At 68.8% G+C, this 16,801-nt stretch carries 15 protein-coding genes and 1 pseudogene; 7 read left to right on the top strand and 9 right to left on the bottom strand.

Features of this window, described 5'->3' with window-relative positions; translation table 11 throughout:
• Positions 1-55: 55 nt before the first annotated feature.
• Entirely contained in the window at positions 56-1,276 is a 1,221-nt protein-coding gene (locus AMS65_RS16035) for an IS30 family transposase (protein ID WP_449405307.1), read from the top strand.
• A gap of 7 nt (positions 1,277-1,283) precedes the next feature.
• Here the strand turns inward: AMS65_RS16035 and AMS65_RS16030 are convergent.
• From AMS65_RS16030 to pstS, 3 genes and pseudogenes are all read right to left on the bottom strand, one after another.
• Positions 1,284-2,024, bottom strand: a pseudogene (locus AMS65_RS16030) (PstA family ABC transporter permease); the annotation flags it as partial.
• A complete protein-coding gene (pstC, locus tag AMS65_RS16025) occupies positions 2,024-2,962 on the bottom strand; it encodes a phosphate ABC transporter permease subunit PstC (protein WP_053385178.1) in 939 nt (312 codons plus the stop codon). The gene pstC and the pseudogene AMS65_RS16030, both read right to left, overlap by 1 nt.
• Before the next feature lie 133 nt (positions 2,963-3,095).
• Entirely contained in the window at positions 3,096-4,202 is a 1,107-nt protein-coding gene (pstS, locus tag AMS65_RS16020) for a phosphate ABC transporter substrate-binding protein PstS (RefSeq protein ID WP_053385177.1), read from the bottom strand.
• 174 nt (positions 4,203-4,376) lie between these two features.
• Here pstS and AMS65_RS16015 point away from each other — a divergent pair, with 174 nt between their 5' ends.
• Both AMS65_RS16015 and AMS65_RS16010 read left to right on the top strand, forming a co-directional pair.
• Positions 4,377-5,603 carry a CapA family protein gene (locus tag AMS65_RS16015; protein WP_157502370.1) on the top strand — a complete coding sequence of 409 codons (1,227 nt, stop codon included), beginning with the start codon at positions 4,377-4,379 and terminating at the stop codon, positions 5,601-5,603.
• Between the two features lie 214 nt (positions 5,604-5,817).
• A complete protein-coding gene (locus AMS65_RS16010; protein ID WP_053385176.1) occupies positions 5,818-6,993 on the top strand; it encodes a MarP family serine protease in 1,176 nt (391 codons plus the stop codon).
• A 19-nt stretch (positions 6,994-7,012) separates the two neighbouring features.
• On the opposite strand, the gene AMS65_RS20490 is transcribed toward AMS65_RS16010, so the two are convergent.
• Genes AMS65_RS20490 through AMS65_RS15990 form a run of 4 tightly spaced genes read right to left on the bottom strand, consistent with a single transcriptional unit; the run spans position 7,013 to position 11,804 of the window.
• Positions 7,013-7,990 (bottom strand): NUDIX hydrolase, encoded by a 978-nt coding sequence (locus AMS65_RS20490; RefSeq protein ID WP_053385175.1) that lies wholly within the window; start codon positions 7,988-7,990, stop codon positions 7,013-7,015.
• The gene (locus AMS65_RS16000; RefSeq protein ID WP_053385174.1) at positions 7,987-10,137 is read right to left on the bottom strand and encodes an RNA degradosome polyphosphate kinase; all 2,151 of its coding nucleotides are present in this window, start codon (positions 10,135-10,137) and stop codon (positions 7,987-7,989) included. The genes AMS65_RS20490 and AMS65_RS16000 overlap by 4 nt, the downstream gene beginning before the upstream one ends.
• The gene (gene mshD / locus AMS65_RS15995) at positions 10,134-11,093 is read right to left on the bottom strand and encodes a mycothiol synthase (RefSeq protein ID WP_053385173.1); all 960 of its coding nucleotides are present in this window, start codon (positions 11,091-11,093) and stop codon (positions 10,134-10,136) included. Before mshD ends, AMS65_RS16000 begins: the two co-directional genes overlap by 4 nt.
• 42 nt (positions 11,094-11,135) lie before the next feature.
• On the bottom strand, positions 11,136-11,804 hold the full coding sequence (locus AMS65_RS15990; RefSeq protein WP_053385172.1) for a winged helix-turn-helix transcriptional regulator: 669 nt from the start codon (positions 11,802-11,804) through the stop codon (positions 11,136-11,138).
• Between the two features lie 120 nt (positions 11,805-11,924).
• On the opposite strand from AMS65_RS15990, the gene AMS65_RS15985 reads away from it, so the two are divergent.
• The 3 genes from AMS65_RS15985 (at position 11,925) to AMS65_RS15975 (ending at position 14,368) form a co-directional block, all read left to right on the top strand.
• A complete protein-coding gene (locus AMS65_RS15985) occupies positions 11,925-12,221 on the top strand; it encodes a hypothetical protein (RefSeq protein WP_241489477.1) in 297 nt (98 codons plus the stop codon).
• A gap of 229 nt (positions 12,222-12,450) precedes the next feature.
• Positions 12,451-13,608: a CAF17-like 4Fe-4S cluster assembly/insertion protein YgfZ gene (gene ygfZ / locus AMS65_RS15980; protein WP_053385171.1), complete on the top strand. Its 1,158-nt coding sequence runs from the start codon at positions 12,451-12,453 to the stop codon at positions 13,606-13,608.
• Between the two features lie 13 nt (positions 13,609-13,621).
• A complete protein-coding gene (locus AMS65_RS15975; protein ID WP_053385170.1) occupies positions 13,622-14,368 on the top strand; it encodes a phosphoglyceromutase in 747 nt (248 codons plus the stop codon).
• A gap of 66 nt (positions 14,369-14,434) precedes the next feature.
• Here the strand turns inward: AMS65_RS15975 and AMS65_RS15970 are convergent, their stop codons facing one another.
• Positions 14,435-14,620: a DUF3073 domain-containing protein gene (locus AMS65_RS15970; protein ID WP_053385169.1), complete on the bottom strand. Its 186-nt coding sequence runs from the start codon at positions 14,618-14,620 to the stop codon at positions 14,435-14,437.
• 127 nt (positions 14,621-14,747) lie between these two features.
• Between AMS65_RS15970 and AMS65_RS15965 the strand changes: the two genes are divergently transcribed.
• Entirely contained in the window at positions 14,748-15,371 is a 624-nt protein-coding gene (locus tag AMS65_RS15965) for a hypothetical protein (protein WP_053385168.1), read from the top strand.
• A gap of 91 nt (positions 15,372-15,462) precedes the next feature.
• Here the strand turns inward: AMS65_RS15965 and AMS65_RS15960 are convergent, their stop codons facing one another.
• The gene (locus AMS65_RS15960) at positions 15,463-16,770 is read right to left on the bottom strand and encodes a DUF445 domain-containing protein (RefSeq protein ID WP_053385167.1); all 1,308 of its coding nucleotides are present in this window, start codon (positions 16,768-16,770) and stop codon (positions 15,463-15,465) included.
• Positions 16,771-16,801 lie beyond the last annotated feature (31 nt).

Below are 16,801 nucleotides of genomic sequence, written 5' to 3'. Positions count from 1 at the left end.
GGCGGTTTCAGGGGGCTAGCGCAACGCTTTTGACCCCGGAGGTGCTGTCGTGACGTTGTTGCCTTGGTCTGCCCTTGAGCCGCTCTTGCAGCTTTTGGTGCAGGGCTATTCCACGCTCGAGATCAGTCGCAGGACTGGTGTACCCAGGACCACGATCGCGGGGTGGGGTAAACGTGTGGGTATGGAATTCGCTCAGGGCTATCACGGTGGCGCGCACACGGTTGATCTGAGGGATGTCGTGCCGGAAAGCGCGTCGCGGAAGTACCGAAGGTTGACGCTTTCAGACCGCGCGTTCATTCAGGCCGCGAGGTCACTGGAGACACCGCTGTCGATGCGGGGGATCGCGTCTGAGCTGGGGGTGGCTCCCTCGACGGTGTCGCGAGAGCTCGCCGCGCATAGCGTGCAGCATGGACGCGACCGTCAGTATGTCGCCGAGGTGGCCCATTACCGGGCCCTTGCCGCCCGTCCGCGCCTCCGTCCTAGGAAACTCGCCGACCCCGTGTTACGGGCGCGGGTCGTGGCAGGGTTGAATCAGAAGCACTCCCCGCAACAAGTCGCGCAGCGGCTCCGCGTGGACTATCCCGATCATCCGGAGCTGCAGGTGTCCCACGAAACGATCTATCAAGCGCTCTACGTGCAGGGCAAAGGCGCGCTCCGGCACGAGCTCACGGTCGAGAAAGCACTCCGGTCTGGGCGTACGGGCAGGGTTCCGCAGTCAAAACTTCCCCGCCGGTCGAACCGGCCCTGGCTCGACGGGGCACGGTTATCGGATCGTCCCGCCGAGGTGGCAGACCGGGCAGTCCCCGGGCATTGGGAAGGTGATCTCGTGGTCGGTCCCGGGAACTCTGGCCTGGTGACCCTGGTGGAGCGGCAGACCCGGTTCGCGCTGATCGGGCGGCTTCCCGGAACACGGGACTCGATGACGGTGATCGAGTTGATGCAGCGCATGATCCGTTCCTTGCCGTCCGAGTTCGTGAAGACGATCACCTGGGATCAGGGACCGGAGATGGCGCAGCATCGCAGCTTCACCATCGCTACGGGATGCGCCATGTATTTCTGTGATCCGCACTCGCCCTGGCAGCGCGGCTCGAACGAGAACCTCAACGGCCTGGTCCGGGACTTCTATCCCAAGGGCACGAACTTCAACCAAGTCACCGGGGAAGAGATCGCACACATGCAGGACCTTCTCAACGACCGCCCGCGCAAGACACTGGACTGGGCGACACCGCGTGAGAGGCTAGGAACACTACTCACCGGCGTTGCGCTAGCCCCCTGAAACCGCCCCGCAGCATCTCCTCGCTCGAGCGCACCACGACCGGGATCATCAGCACCGAGAGCGCGACCGCTCCGACGATGCCCATCCGCACGCCGGGTCCGAGGAACACCGCGAAGAGCGCGTACGCGAAGAGACCGGCCACGATCGAGGGGATGCCCGTCATCACGTCGACGAGGAACGTGATGGTCTTGGCGAGGCGACCGCGGCCGTACTCGACGAGATAGATCGAGGTCATGAGCCCGAGGGGCACCGAGATGATCGTCGCAGCCAGCGTGATGAGCAGCGTGCCGACCATGGCGTGCAGTGCACCACCGCCCTCGCCGGTGACGTTGCGCATCGAGGAGTTGAAGAACTCCGCGTCGAATCGTGCGAGGCCGTTGCTGACCACGGTGATGGAGACCGAGATGAGCGGCACCATGGCGAGCAGGAACGCGCCGGCGACGAGACCCGTCACGAGCCGGTCGGTGGCCTGCCGCCGGCCTTCGACCGAGGCGGACATGACCGTGATGACCACCAGATAGGCGATGGCCCCGATCAGTACCGCGCCGACGACGGAGAATTCTCCGCCCGATGCGAGCGCGAGCAGCCCGAAGAGCGCGAACGAGGCGACGAGCGCCGCCGCGAGCACGATCCAGGGGGTGTTGCGCGCCAGCCGGTTGCCGGCGAGAGCGGAGCCCGCGCGGACGGGGCGAACGGTGAGAGCCACGGGATCGTTCCTCTTTTCTTTGCTTCTTGACTGCTGCAGCATCAGTTGGCGCCCGAGAACTCAGCGCGGCGGGAGACGATCCAGCGAGCGACCGCGTTGACGAGGAAGGTGACGACGAACAGGATGAGGCCGGTGGCGATGAGCACGTTGATGTTCTCGCCGTAGGCCTCGGGGAAGGAGAGCGCGATGTTCGCCGCGATGGTGGAGGGATTCTCCGACGTGAGCAGACGGAAGGAGATGATGCCGGTGGCCGACAGCACCATGGCGACGGCCATCGTCTCGCCGAGTGCGCGCCCGAGCCCGAGCATGGCCGCGGAGACGATGCCCGGCCGCCCGAAGGGGAGCACGGCGAGGCGGATCATCTCCCAGCGGGTCGCACCGAGAGCGAGGGCGGCCTCCTCGTGCAGTGCGGGGGCCTGCAGGAACACCTCGCGGCAGATCGCGGTCATGATCGGCAGGATCATGACCGCGAGCACGAGTGCGGCGGTGAGGATCGTGCGGCCGGTGCCGCTGGCAGTGCCGCCGAAGAACGGGATCCAGCCGAGGTACTCATTGAGCCACACGAAGACCGGCTGCGCGGCGGGAGCCAGTACCCCGATGCCCCAGAGGCCGAAGACCACGCTGGGCACGGCGGCGAGCAGGTCGACGATGTATCCGAGCACCTGAGCCAGCTGCCGGGGCGCGTAGTGCGAGATGAAGAGCGCGATGCCGATGGAGAGGGGCAGCGCGATGAGGAGGGCCAGGGTCGCCGCCCACACCGTGCCGAAGACGAGGGGGCCGACGTAGGCCCAGAAGTTGGTGGTGAGCAGCGAGGCGCTCTCATCGGTCGCGACGAACGCCGGCAGGCTTCGGGCGATGAGGAAGATCGCGACGGCGGCGAGGGTGACGAGGATCATGCTGCCCGCGAACACCGCGGAGCGCGAGAACACGCGGTCGCCGAGGCTGAGCACCGGTTTGGCAGGGGCGGAGGTGGCGGTCACTGAGACTCCGAAATTGGTGCGGTCGGGGATGGAGGGGCGAGGATCCGTTGTTCGAATGCTATTCGAATGAGGCGAGCCTCGCAGCAGAGCGGACGCCGGTCGGTCGAGGGACCGGCGTCCGCTCCGAGCGCTCTCAGCTGATGGCTGCGATCGCGGTCTGCACCTTGCTGCGGAGATCGGCGGAGATCGGAGCGCTGCCGGCCGACTCGGCACCGGCAGCCTGACCCTCCTCGCTCACGATGTACCCGAAGTACTCCTTGACCAGCTCGGCGTTGTTCGCGTCCGCGTACTGCTCGCAGCCGATGAGGTAGCTCACGAGCACGATCGGGTAGACGCCGGCCTCGGTCGAGGTGCGGTCGAGCTTGATCGCGAGGTCGTGGTCGGTGCGACCCTCCTCGAGCGGCGAGGCGTCGACGATCGCGGCGGCGGCTTCGGGCGAGTAGGCGACGTACTCGTCGCCCACCTTGATCTCGACGGTGCCGAGCTCGCCGGCGCGCGAGGCGTCGGCGTATCCGATGGTGCCCACACCGTTGGTCACGGCCTCCACGACACCCGAGGTGCCCTGAGCGCCCTCGCCGCCGAACTCGGTCGGCCACGACTCGATCGAGCCGACGGTCCAGTCGCTGGACGCGGCCTCGGCGAGGTAGTCGGTGAAGTTGCCGGTGGTGCCCGACTCGTCCGAGCGGTGCACCGCGGTGATGTTGAGGTCGGGGAGATCGACGCCGTCGTTCTGCGAGGCGATGGCGTCATCGTTCCACTTGGTGATCTCACCGGTGAAGATCTTGGCCACGGTCGGTGCGTCGAGCTTCAGCGAGTCGACGCCCTCGACATTGAAGATCACGGCGATGGGGGAGATGTACGCCGGGAACTCGACGATGTCGTTCGTCGCGCAGCCGTCGAAGGGTCCTGCCTCGATCTCCTCGAGCTTGAACGCGCGATCCGAGCCCGCGAAGGAGCTGGCGCCCTGCTGGAAGGTCTCGCGACCCGCACCCGAGCCGGTGGGATCGTAGTTCACGGTGACACCCGTGTGGGCGGTCTGGAAGCCGGTGACCCAGGCCTCCTGAGCCGAGCCCTGCGAGGATGCTCCCGCACCGACGAGCTCGCCGGCGAGCGAGGAGGCCGAAGCGCTGCTCCCGTCGGCAGGAGCCTCCGGGGCCGACTCGTTGGCGGCGCAGGACGTGAGCGTGAGGGCGGCGATGCCGCCGATGGCTGCAACCTTGGCGAATGCTGAAAGCTTCACTTTGGGAATGATCCAATCTGGGAGCGGATGGGAGTGCATGGCCGCGAACGACCACATGTCCACGCTAGAGAAGCCGGGTGACGCGCGGTCTGCCGGCGGGTGAACAGCGGGTGAACTCGCGGGGATGGAAAGTGGCCGGAAACGGGGAACGGTAGCATGTTCTGCGTGACTCGAATGAACAAGATCGCGACTGTCGGGGTGGCCTTCGCCGTGCTGGTGGGGATGGCCGGCTGCGCTCCCGAGCCGGACGCCGCACCCGTCGTCGAGGAGCCGAAGCCGGCCACGACGCAGGCACCCGAGCCGGAACCGGAGCCCGAGCCTCAGCCGGGTGCGGGGCCCGAGTGCCCCGGCGATCACTGCGTCAGCGTGGCGGTGACGGGCGATCTGCTGTTCCACGAGGGGCTCTGGAGCCAGTACGCGATCCCGACCGACGCGGAAGGGCGCAATTTCGACTTCGTGCCGCTGCTCGAGGGGCAGCGCGCCTACCTCGACCGCACCGATCTCGCGATCTGCCAGATGGAGACGCCGCTCGCACCCGTCGGCGGCCCCTACGCGGGCTATCCGGCCTTCAGCACGCCGCCCGAGCTGGCGGCAGCGGTCAAGGAGATCGGCTACGACGTGTGCACGACGGCCTCGAATCACACGGTGGATCAGGGCACCGAGGGGCTGCTGCGCACGCTCGACGAGCTCGACGCCGTCGGCATCGCGCACACCGGCTCGTACCGCGCGGAGGGCGAGCGCGATGTGCCGCTCATCGTCGAGGCCAACGGAGTGAAGATCGCCGTCATCGCCTCGACCTTCTCGCTGAACGGCCTCCATGCCGAGTACGAGTGGCAGGTCGACTACCGCGAGGAGGAGCCCCGCGTCGATCCGGAGCGGGCGATCGCGAAGGCGGAGAAGGCGCGCGAGATGGGTGCCGAGATCGTGATCGGCGTGCAGCACATCGGCGAGGAGTACTGGTCGCAGCCCACTCCCGGTCAGATGGAACTCGCACACCAGCTGCACGACAGCGGGCTCTTCGACTTCGTCTACCAGCACCACGCGCACGCGGTGCAGCCGCTCGAGAACTACGGCGGCAAGTGGATCCTCTACGGCACCGGCAACGCCATCAGCGAGTCCGCGGCACCCGCGCAGCAGGTGAACAACGAGTTCCTGATGACGCGGGTGCAGTTCGCCAAGCAGCCCGACGGCTCCTGGACGACCAACGATGTGTCCTGGAACGCGGCGACCAACACCCAGGACGGCCGCTACAAGTGGTGCTCGGTGATGCCGGATCAGCCGCAGGGCGTGTGCCAGTCGCCCGAGTTCGACGCGGGTGTACTGGAGCGCACCCGAGCCACCGTCAACAGCATGGGGGCAGACGGCAGCGGTGCCAGGGAGTGGCTGATCACTCAGGAGTAGTAAAGGGGCGCTATCCGTCATCCTGCGTGCGCGGAATGCTTGGGCAAAACGCGCCAGCGTTTTGCGCATTCCGCGGCGGAGCCACAGCGTTGGTGCGAGTCGCAGGATCTCAGCGGGAGATCCTGCGACTCCGGCTCGTTCCTCGCCTTCGCGCAGGATGACGGCCGAGGCCCCCTGCCACGGATCTCCCGGGTTGTTTCCGTAGAGTAGGCGCATGTCCGTCGGTCTCATCATCGACATCTTCGTGGTGCTCGTCATCGTCTCCGCGGTGGCGTCCGGTCTCGCCCGCGGGCTGCTGCGCGCCCTGGGAACGGTGGCCGGACTCGTCGCGGGCGGTGCAGCGGCACTCGTCGTGATGCCGATCGTCTCGGCGCAGGTGCCGGTGGCCGGCTGGAACGTCGTGGCGGCGCTCGCCGCGGGGCTCGGGCTGATCGTGATCGGCGTCTCGATCGGCGAGATGATCGCCCGCGCCGTTCGTCGACCGGTGCACCGGGTCGGCCTCGGCGTCGTCGATCGTCTTCTCGGCGGCGCTGCGGGCCTGGTCACCTCGGTGGCGGTGCTGCTGATCCTCTCGATGAGCGTCGGGAGCTCCGGCGTGCCGGGCGCCACCCAGGCCGTCGCCTCGTCGACGGTGCTGCGGTTCCTGGAGGACGTGGTTCCGGCGCCGGTCGAGTCCGCGCTCGCCCGCATCCGATCCATCGCGATCGAGGACGGCATCCCGACGGTGCTCGATGCGGCCGGCGTCGTCGACGCCGAGGTTCCCGACACCGATGCCGACACCGAGGCGCTGCGAATCGCGTCGGCCTCGGTGCTCCGCATCACGACGAGCGCACCCAGCTGCAGCGCCTCGAGCTCGGGCAGCGGCTTCGTCATCGGCGACGGGCTCGTGATGACCAACGCCCACGTCGTCGCCGGCTCCAGCGAGGTCGTCGTCGAGGCCCGAGGCGAACTGCCGCGCTCGGCGAGTGTGGTCTACTTCGATCCCGGAGCCGACATCGCGGTGCTCTCCGCGAGCGGTCTCCATGCCGTGGCGCTGCCGTTCAGCACGACACCGCAGCCCGGGACCACCGTGTTCTTCCAGGGGCACCCCTACGGCGGCCCGTTCGTGTCACGCAGCGCCGCGGTGCTCTCAGCCGGGCAGGCGACCGCCACGGACATCTACGGCACCGCCGCGGTGTCGCGATCGACGATCAGGATCGCGGGCCTGGTCGAGCCCGGCAACTCGGGAGGCCCGCTCCTCACGGCCGACGGAGCTGTCGCGGGGATGATCTTCGCACGCGCGGATGCGACGCCGAATGTCGGCTTCGCGCTCTCGATGGAAGAACTCGCTCCGGTGCTGGCTCTCGCGCCGGAGTTGGGTGCACCGGTCGCCGCCGGCTCCTGCGTCTGACGGCACGCGGCCGCCGGGCTCAGTGCTTGAGCGGGTAGGTCTCGACGCCGAGGATCCCGGCGTCCGGATGGTGGCGCGAGAAGTGGAACACGGAGAACCCGGCCGGAGGCAGCGCCACCGACGCGTTGAGGTAGGAGCCGGGGGGGCTTCCCGTGGCCAGCATGAGCTCGCGGGCGAGGTCGGGCAGCACGGGGCGATGACTGCAGACCACGGTGTTCTTGCCGCGCGCGACGATCTTGCCCATGCGCCGTCGCAGCGAGGCGAGGTCACCCTCGTCCCAGAAGTCCTGGCTGAGCGAGCGCTTCGCGCGGACGCGCTTGCGCAGATACGAGGCCAGCGGTGCGACGGTGGCGAGGCAGCGCGTCGCGGTGGAGGAGTAAATGCGGCTGGGCCCGAACGCTGCGAGGATCGGGGCGAGCGTCTCGGCCTGCCCCTCGCCGTCGGGGGTGAGCGGCCGGAGATGGTCCGCGCGGCGGGCACCGCCGCGCGGCTCCGCTTTGGCGTGCCGCAGCAGCGTGACCGAGAAGGAATCGATCAGATCGCGGGAGGCGAGACGGAGGAACACGTCGAACAGCTCCCGATCGGCCTTGTAGCTGAGTCGTTTGCGCACCGCGTCGATCGGCACCCACTCGATCGCCTCGACCTCGCGGTTGGGAGTGAACGTCGAAGTCTGCAGCGTCTCCTCCCGTACCTTGGCGGCCCAGTACTGCACGGTCTTGGTGCGGTTGCCGCTCAGCTCGTAGTGGATCGTCCCGAGATTGACGCCGAGCGTGACGGACAGACCGGTCTCCTCCAGCGTCTCGCGCACTGCGGCCTGAGGCATGCTCTCGCCCGGATCGAGCTTGCCCTTGGGGAACGACACGTCGCGCTGCTTCGTGCGGTGGATGAGGAGGACCAGGAATCGCGAGTCCCCGTGCTCATCGAAGACGCGTCGCCAGCAGACGGTACCGGACGCGAGGACTTCCTCCTGCGAGGTCTTCTTGGTGCCCCCGCTCACCTGGCCCTCCGCGATCGCGCCTCCGTGCGATCGGTCATCACGAGGTCCTGCAGATCGGGCAGCGGCTCGCCCTCCTCGCTCACCACGCGGCGCTGCCAGCTGCCGTCGGGCAGCATGCGCCACGAGGACACGTCATCGCTGAACGCGAAGCCGAAGAAGCGGTCGACGCGCGCCAGGTGCTCGCGGTCGGAGAGCTGCACGAGCACCTCGATGCGGCGATCGAGATTGCGGTGCATGAGGTCGGCGCTGCCGATGAAGGTCTCGCGCTCGCCCCGGTTCTCGAACGAGTAGATGCGCGAGTGCTCGAGGTAGCGGCCCAGCACGGAGCGCACGCTGATGTTCTCGGAGAGTCCGGGTACCCCGGCCCGGATCGAGCAGATACCGCGCACCCACACCTCGATGGGCACACCGGCCTGGCCGGCGCGGTACAGGGCGTCGATGATCGTCTCGTCGACCATGGAGTTGGCCTTGAGCTTGATGCCGCTCGGGTGGCCGGCGCGCGCGTGGTCCGCCTCGCGCTCGATGCGCTCGAGCAGACCGCTGCGCAACTGCAGCGGGGCGACGAGCAGGCGATCGTAATCGGTCTCGATGGCGTAGCCCGAGAGCACGTTGAACAGCTTGGTCACGTCCCGGCCCACCTCCGGGGAGGCCGTGAAGAGCCCGAAGTCCTCGTAGATGCGGCTGGTCTTGGGGTTGTAGTTGCCCGTGCCGATGTGGCAGTAGTGCGCCAGGCGCCCGCCCTCCTCGCGGATCACCTGCACGAGCTTGCAGTGCGTCTTCAGCCCGACGAGCCCGTAGACGACGTGCACGCCGGCCTGCTCGAGCTTGCGGGCCCACGTGATGTTGGCCTCCTCATCGAAGCGGGCCTTCACCTCGACGAGGGCGAGCACCTGCTTGCCGGCCTCCGCGGCCTTGATGAGCGCGGCCACGATGGGGCTGTCGCCCGAGGTGCGGTAGAGCGTCTGCTTGATGGCGAGGACGTCGGGGTCGGTGGCGGCCTGCTCGACGAACGCCTGCACGCTCGTCGAGAACGACTCGTAGGGGTGATGCACGAGCACCTCGCGGCGCGCGATCGCGGAGAAGGTGTCGGGCTTCTCGCTGGGCGAGCTGGTGCGGAACTGCGGGGCCGTGACGGGGATGTGCGGCTTGAACTTGAGGTCCGGGCGCGCGATGCGGGTGAGCGCGAAGAGACCGTTGAGGTCGAGCGGGGCGGGCAGCGTGTAGACCTGCTGCTCGTCGATGTCGAACTCGCGCACCAGCAGCTCGAGGGTGGCCTCGTCCATGTCGTCGGAGATCTCGAGGCGGATCGGGGGACCGAAGCGCCGCCGCAGCAGCTCCTTCTCGAGGGCCTGGATGAGGTTCTCGGTCTCGTCCTCCTCGATCTCCATGTCTTCGTTGCGCGTGACGCGGAAGACGTGGTGGTCGATGACCTCCATGCCGGGGAAGAGTCCGTCGAGCTGGTTGGCGATGAGACCCTCGAGCGGGATGAAGCGCACGTCGTCGGCGCTCTCTCGGCGATCCACGCGCACGTAGCGGGGGATCATCTGCGGCACCTTGAGTCGCGCGAACTCGACCTTGTCGGTGCGCGGGTTGCGCACGCGGATCGAGAGGTTGAGCGCTCGGCCCGAGATGTACGGGAACGGGTGCGCCGGATCGACCGCGAGCGGCATGAGCACCGGATAGATGTGCTGCTCGTAGTAGTCGGTGAGGATCTCGCGGTCGGCGTCGTCGAGCTGCTCCCAGTCGACGATGCGCACGCCCTCCTCGGCGAGCGCGGGCTGCACCTGATCGCGGAAGCAGTGCGCGTGCCGCAGCTGCAGATCGTAGGCGGTGCGGTTGATGTCGGCGAGCACATCGGTGGGAGCCCGACCCACGTTGGTGGGTACGGCGAGGCCGGTCACGATGCGGCGCCTGAGGCCGGCGACGCGCACCATGAAGAACTCGTCGAGGTTGGACGCGAAGATGGCGAGGAAGTTGGCGCGCTCGAGCAGCGGGATCGTCGGGTCCTCGGCGAGCTCGAGCACGCGCTGGTTGAACGCCAGCCAGCTCAGCTCGCGGTCGATGTAGCGGTCGGCCGGCAGCTCGGCGGCGAGGCCGGCCGCCGGAGCCTCTTCGCGGCCGGTCGTCTCGGTGTTCTCTTCGCTCATGGATCCATTCTGGCATCGACCGCCGACAAAGCCGGTCTCGACCACTGACGGCTGCGTGAATCAATGGTGAACGACGCGTGCTCGTACATGCGCACGGCGCGCTCGTTCTCGCCGTCGACGTAGAGCGTCACCCGCGTCGGGCCGTGCTGCGCCATGCGCGCGAGCGTGACGTCGAGCAGCAGCCCGCCGAGACCGCGGCCCGCGTACTCGGGCCGCACTCCTACCGCGTAGAGCTCGCACTCCTCGGGCTCGCCGGATTCGGAGCGCACCGTCTTGATCCACGTGGATCCCGCCAGTTCATCGCCCGGCTCCTCGGCGAGCAGGATCAGATCGCCCGCATCGAACCACTCCTCTTGCCGCATGAGCGCGAAGTCGGCCTCGGTGATGCGCCCCTGCTCGGGGTGCGCGGCGAAGGCCGCGGCGTTGGCGCGCACCCAGGCCGCGGGGTCGCCGGGGCGCTCGGGATCGAAGGCTCTGAGACGCAGCCCGGGGGGAACGGGGAGCGCGAGGGGATCCGGCCCGCCGATCGGCAGCAGCGCGGGATCCAGCGCCATTCGGTACAGGGAGCGGACCGGCTCGAATCCCGCCCGCTTCAGCAGCGCGTCGGCGGCAGGATTGTCGCCGTGCGCCCAGGCGCGCAGCTCGGAGCTCTCCGAGCCGGCGCCGCGCGCGAGCAGGATCCCGAGCGCCGCCGCTCCGATCCCTCGCCCTCGCTCGTCCGGGTGCACGACGAGGTCGACCTCGCCCTGGCCGATGATGCCGACCGCCGAGGGATCCCGAGCGCCTCCCTGCTCCGCGAACAGCAGCAGCGCGCGCTGCCCCTGCGCCGCGGCGAGCAGGGCCTGATCCGACACGGGGGAGCGGCCGTCGGCGGCCTCGGCCGCGGCGATGAGCTCGCGGGCGGACTCGAACGCCCGATCCTCGGTCGCCTCGTGGACAGCCAGCCGCTCCGTCATGATCGCGCTCCCTCTCGGTGGTCGGTGCCTCGGGAGACCAGGCTACTCGTCCTCGTCCTCGGCTCTGGCCCGTGCGAAGCCGTAGCCCACGCCCCGAACCGTGCTGATGAGCCCCTCGTGATCGCCCAGCTTGGCGCGCAGCCGTCGTACGTGCACATCGACCGTGCGGGTGCCGCCGAAGTAATCGGTGCCCCAGACCTCGCTCAGCAGCTGCTCCCGGGTGAAGACGCGGCCCGGATGCCCCGCGAGGAAGTGCAGCAGCTCGAACTCCTTGTACGTGAGGTCGAGCGGCCGGCCGAAGAGCCGCGCAGTGAAATTCGATTCGTCAATGACAACGCCCGCGGCCTGGACCGCGGGCGGGGGTGCAGCTGTGGCGGGCCGCTCGAGCAGGCGCAGGCGCAGCTCGATCTCGGCGGGGCTCGCGGTGGGCAGCAGCAGCTCGCTCACGCCCCACTCGACGGTGAGCGCGGTGAGCGCGACCTCGGGAAGCACGACGATGCGGGGCGTGGCCGCTCCGTCCGCCAGGCTGAGACAGGCGGAGCGCGCCCGCCGGGCGTCGAGGGTGCCGTCGACGATGATCGCGTCGAACCGCTCGGCCATCGATTCCGGCACGCGCAGCGAGAGCGGGGAGGTGCGCACCTCGTGGGGCAGCAGGTCGAGCCCGGGAAGAGAATCCGCGGGATCACGATCAGTGAGGCAGAGCAGCTGCATCGATCCGCCTCCTTTTACCGTTCGTTCGTTCCGAGGCAATAGTACTGCGCGCTCTGTTTCGCGTCCGTTTCGCCGATGTTACTCGAGCGGTTGCGAGGGAGGATATGGGAGGATGGGGCCGTGAGCACACCCGACGACGCACCCGAGATGCCGACCGCGCACTCGTGGCACATTCCGCGGCTGATCGTGGCGTGGGCGGTCGCCGCGGTGATCGGAGTGCTGGTGACGCTGTTCGTCTCGGGGGAGGCGCGCTTCTCATGGCTGGCCTTCGCCATCGGGGTGAGCACACTCGTGACATTCGGGCTCCAGCTCGGCACGGCGCAGCGGGAGGGCTTCATCACGCGGGTCGCGTTCAGCGTGGCCGGGTCGGTGCTGGTGATCGCGGTGATCGACGTCATCGGTCTGTTGCTCGACTGAGTCGATGCTTCGGGCGCGAGCCGGGGCGGGGATGAGCGTGGGATCGGGCTCGAATCCCGCCGCCGCGGGTCGGTGTAGACTGGCGTCATGCTTCTCGCGCTCGAACTCTTCTTCCTCGGACTCCTCGGTCTGGCGTCGCTGGCGATCGCCTGGGTCTCCGGCACGGTCATCTACAAGCTCTTCAAGGGCCAGCGCTGAGATTCCTCGAGTGCCTCCCGCGCGGTGAGCGATGAATCCGTTCCTTGATCTGCCGGGGGCCGTGGCCGATCCCGAAGCCGGTGTCGCCGCGCACTACGGAGAGCCGCTGCCCGAGCAGCGAGCGCTCGAAGCGGGTCGTGCTGCCGTCGACCTCTCCCATCGCGGTGTCCTCACCGTCTCGGGGCCCGATCGACTGAACTGGCTGCACTCGATGACGAGTCAGCAGCTCATCGGTCTGCAGCCCGGTGAGAGCGTCGAGACGCTGCTGCTCGACGCGAACGGCCGCATCGAACGGGCGATCCGGCTCGTCGACGACGGCGAGCGCAGCTGGCTGCTGGTCGACGAGGGATCAGCCGGTCCCCTCGCGGAATTCCTGCTGCGCATGCGATTCGCGCTGCGCGTCGAAGTGCAGGACGTGTCGTCGGAGTACGCCGCGGTGCTGGCGTTCGACGGCCCGGCCGCCGACGCGCTGCGGGCGGCCGAACCGCTCGTCGAGTGGCGCGATCCCTGGGCGGCCGTGGCGCCCGGCGGCGTGCAGTACGCGCGCGGCGCGCATCCGGGCGAGGAGTGGACGGCCTCGCAGTTCGTGTTCCCGCGTGAGCGGCTGGCCGAGATCGCGCGGATCGTGGCACCCGCCGCCTCGGGCTCCGTTCCCGGTTCGGGCGAGCTGCGCACGGCCGGTCTGCTGGCGCTCGAGGCGCTCGAGGTGCGCGCCTGGCGCCCCTCGCAGCACGCCGACGCCGATGAGCGCGCGATCCCGCACGAGTTCGACTGGCTGCGCACGGCGGTGCACCTGAACAAGGGGTGCTATCGCGGGCAGGAGACGGTGGCGAAGGTGCACAATCTCGGACACCCGCCGCGCAGGCTCGCGATGCTGCACCTCGACGGTTCGGGAGGAGAGCTGCCGACGGCGGGTGCGCTCGTGTACCTCGCGGGATCCGCCGCGGACCCCGCGGCCCGGCCCGTCGGCCGCGTGACCCGCGCCGTCCTGCACCATGAGTGGGGCGGCATCGCGCTGGCGCAGCTGAAGCGCTCGGTCGCCGAGGACGCGCGGCTGGAGGTGCGCGGCGGCCCGGAGGGCGCGGATCCCGCCGCAGCACCGGGGGAGATCATCGCCGCGGCGCAGGAGGTCATCGTGCCCGCCGACGCCGGATCGGTGCGCGACATCCCCCGCCTGAAGCGCCTCTAATAGACTTGCAGGCATGACGAATACGCTGATCCTGCTCCGCCACGGCCAGAGCGAGTGGAACCAGAAGAACTTGTTCACCGGATGGGTCGATGTGCGGCTCACCGAGCAGGGGCGGAGCGAGGCGGCTCGCGCCGGCGAGCTGCTCGCCGAGTCGGGGATTCTCCCCGACGTGCTGTACACCTCGGTGCTCAGCCGCGCCATCCAGACGGCCAATCTGGCGCTCGACAGTGCTGACCGGCTGTGGATTCCGGTGACGCGCTCGTGGCGGCTCAACGAGCGCCACTACGGCGCCCTGCAGGGCCTCGACAAGGCGGAGACCCTGCAGAAGTACGGCGAGGATCAGTTCATGGAGTGGCGCCGCTCGTTCGACACCCCGCCGCCCGTGCTCGACGACTCGAGCGAGTGGTCGCAGTCGGGGGATCCGCGGTACACGGGCATCGACGGCGAGCTGCCGCGCACGGAGTGCCTGAAGGACGTCATCGATCGACTCGTGCCCTACTGGGAGAGTGAGATCCTCGCCGAGCTGAACACGGGCAAGACCGTGCTCGTCACCGCGCACGGCAACTCCCTGCGCGCGCTCGTGAAGCACCTCGACGGCATCTCCGACGCCGACATCGCGGGACTCAACATCCCGACGGGCATGCCGCTCGTCTACGAGATCAACGAGGATGGCACGCCCGCCGCGCCCGGTCGCTACCTCGATCCCGAAGCCGCAGCAGCGGGTGCCGCAGCCGTCGCGGCTCAGGGCAAGCAGGGCTGAGCGGGACAGCGAAAGGGCCGCCCCTGGAAGAGGGCGGCCCTTTCGCGTAAAGCGGCGTAACGAAGCTCAGCTCTCGTCTTCGTCCTCGTCGTTGTACTTGCTCGCGTACTCCTCCCAGGGGTCCTCGTTCGCGTTGCGCTCCGCGTTCATGGCGAGTTCCCGCTCGAGCTCCGAGAGGTTCGTGTTGGGACTGAAATACTTCAGCTCCCTGGCGACCTTGGTGTGCTTTGCCTTCTGACGGCCGCGCCCCATGCGTGACCCCCTTACACATTCAGGCCTCGCGGTAGAACACCGCGAGGCAGTACCAATTCACTAGACGTATGGAGCAGATTCTAGCATGGTCGGTCGGGCGAATGAGCGGGGCCATTACGATGAAGGCATGACTTCGCGGCGCCCGCTCAGGATCGTGCTCATCGCGGTGCTGGTGCTCGCGGCCCTGGTGCTCGCGGGCGCGCTCGCCGTGCTCGTGCCGATCCTCACCCACCGCAGCGCGGGCGGTTCGGGTCAGGCGCTGCCCGACGAATACGTCTCGGAGTCGAGCGCGACGGGCGCGGACGGGCGTACGCGTCTGCTGAGCGCGACGACGAGCGGGGGAGAACCCGCGGCGCTCGACGCCCTGCGGCCCGGAGAGACCCTGGTGGTGCGGGGCAGCGGCTTCGATGCCGGTATCGGCATATACGTGGCGATCTGCGCGATTCCCGAGTCCCCGGACGAGAAACCGGGCCCCTGTCTCGGGGGTATTCCCGAGGGGGCGGAGACCGGCGAGGCGCAGGAGAGCGGCCTCTCGAGCGCTTGGGTCACCGACGATTGGGCCTGGCGGGCGTTCGCGACGCACGGTTACGGTTCCGAGGGATCGTTCGAGGTTGAGCTCACCGTTCCCGCTCCGGTGAGCGAGGCGCTCGACTGCCGGGTCGAGCGCTGCGCCATCGCGACACGCGCCGATCACACCGCCTCGGGGGATCGCGTGCAGGACATGCTGCTCCCGGTCTCTTACGCGCGGTAGCCGATCCTCGGCCCTGCCCTGCCCTGCCCTGCCCTCACCCCTCCACCCGCCCCGCCAGAGAGCATCGGGGTGCGAGGAGGGGCGGGGCGCGTCAGCGGTGGGGGAAGGCGGAGGCGACGAGCGTCGCGATCGTGTAGATGGCGAGGCCCGCGAGCGATCCGACGATCGTGCCGTTGATGCGGATGAACTGCAGGTCCTTGCCCACCTGCAGCTCGATCTTCTCCGCGGCCTCCTGCGCATCCCAGCGCTGCACCGTCTCCGACACGACGTTCGCGAGGTCGTGCCGGTAGTTCCGCACGAGGTGCTCGACCACGCCCATCACCCAGACGTCGATCTTGTACTGCAGCGTCGGATCGTCGAGCAGCTTGCGCCCGAAGTCCTGCAGCGCCCCGCTGATCCGGCTGCGCAACTCGCTGTGCGGATCCCGGAGCATCTCCTCGAGCGCCGCTCGGGCGACCTCCCACGTGCTCGCGGCGAGTGCCCGAATCCGAGGGCTGTTGAAGACCTCGTGCTTGAACGTCTCGAGTTGGCGCTGCAGACGCTCCTCCTGCTGCAGATCACGAGCGAGGTCCGAGAGGAAACGGCCGACTGCGAGGCGGAACGGGTGGTCGGGTTCGGCCGCCACGTGCTGCGCGAAGCGCACGGCCTCCGCGTGCAGACGGTCGTCCACGAATCGGTTCACCACGCTCGGCACCCACGTCGGCATCCGCGAGGAGACCATCCGGTCGAACGCCTCGGGATGGCCGAGCAGCCACTCCTCGAAGCGGTTCGCGGCGATGTCGATCAGCGCTTCGTGGTGCCCGCCGTCGAGGAACGTCTCCGCGGCTCGTCCGAGCAGCGGGCCCCACTCGGGATCCACGACGTGCCGCCGCACGAGCATCTCGATGAGCTCCTGCACGTCGTCGTCTCCCACGACGGTGAGCGCCCCGAGTCCGGCGTTCGCCAGCATGTCGCCGACCCGCTCGGCGTTGGAGCGCTGCTCCAGCCACTCTCCGGCGGCCCGCGCGCCGCTGATCCGTGAGAGCTTGTCGTGCACGACGTCGTCGGCGAGGAAGTTCTCCTCGATGAACGAGCCCAGGCCGGCGCCGATGTCGTCCTTCTTGTTCGAGATGAGATTGGTGTGCGGGATCGGAAGGCCCAGAGGGCGCCTGAAGATCGCGGTGACGGCGAACCAGTCGGCGAGCGCGCCGACCATGCCGCCCTCGCTCGCGGCCCGCACGTACTCCAGCCAGGGATAGCGGTCCTGCAGGGAGAACGACACGACGAAGACCGCGGCCATGAACAGCAGCAGCGCCACGGCGATGCCCTGCATCCGGCGCAGTTCGGCGAGCCGTTCGAAGTCTGCGGGGGTGACGGCGCCCAGGGTGCGCGGAGCGCGGCGAGTTCGAGACAGCGGCATGCACAGCATTATCCCGCGATATCACGCGACT

Origin of the sequence: Leucobacter celer subsp. astrifaciens, from assembly GCF_001273835.1 — a bacterium.
In the GTDB taxonomy this organism is placed as follows: Bacteria; Actinomycetota; Actinomycetes; order Actinomycetales; family Microbacteriaceae; genus Leucobacter; species Leucobacter celer.
The sequence above is the reverse complement of the archived record's forward strand: the minus strand, read 5'-3'. Positions and strand labels throughout refer to the sequence as shown.

What these genes read in the sequence shown, in the direction of transcription:
- AMS65_RS15965 (WP_053385168.1), top strand. Translation starts at nt 14,748, where the DNA reads ATGACTTCGCGGCGCCCGCTCAGGATCGTGCTCATCGCGGTGCTGGTG.
- AMS65_RS16010 (WP_053385176.1), top strand. Translation starts at nt 5,818, where the DNA reads ATGTCCGTCGGTCTCATCATCGACATCTTCGTGGTGCTCGTCATCGTC.
- AMS65_RS16015 (WP_157502370.1), top strand. Translation starts at nt 4,377, where the DNA reads ATGAACAAGATCGCGACTGTCGGGGTGGCCTTCGCCGTGCTGGTGGGG.
- AMS65_RS15975 (WP_053385170.1), top strand. Translation starts at nt 13,622, where the DNA reads ATGACGAATACGCTGATCCTGCTCCGCCACGGCCAGAGCGAGTGGAAC.
- AMS65_RS15960 (WP_053385167.1), bottom strand. Translation starts at nt 16,770, where the DNA reads ATGCCGCTGTCTCGAACTCGCCGCGCTCCGCGCACCCTGGGCGCCGTC.
- ygfZ (WP_053385171.1), top strand. Translation starts at nt 12,451, where the DNA reads ATGAATCCGTTCCTTGATCTGCCGGGGGCCGTGGCCGATCCCGAAGCC.
- mshD (WP_053385173.1), bottom strand. Translation starts at nt 11,093, where the DNA reads ATGACGGAGCGGCTGGCTGTCCACGAGGCGACCGAGGATCGGGCGTTC.
- AMS65_RS15990 (WP_053385172.1), bottom strand. Translation starts at nt 11,804, where the DNA reads ATGCAGCTGCTCTGCCTCACTGATCGTGATCCCGCGGATTCTCTTCCC.
- AMS65_RS15970 (WP_053385169.1), bottom strand. Translation starts at nt 14,620, where the DNA reads ATGGGGCGCGGCCGTCAGAAGGCAAAGCACACCAAGGTCGCCAGGGAG.
- AMS65_RS16000 (WP_053385174.1), bottom strand. Translation starts at nt 10,137, where the DNA reads ATGAGCGAAGAGAACACCGAGACGACCGGCCGCGAAGAGGCTCCGGCG.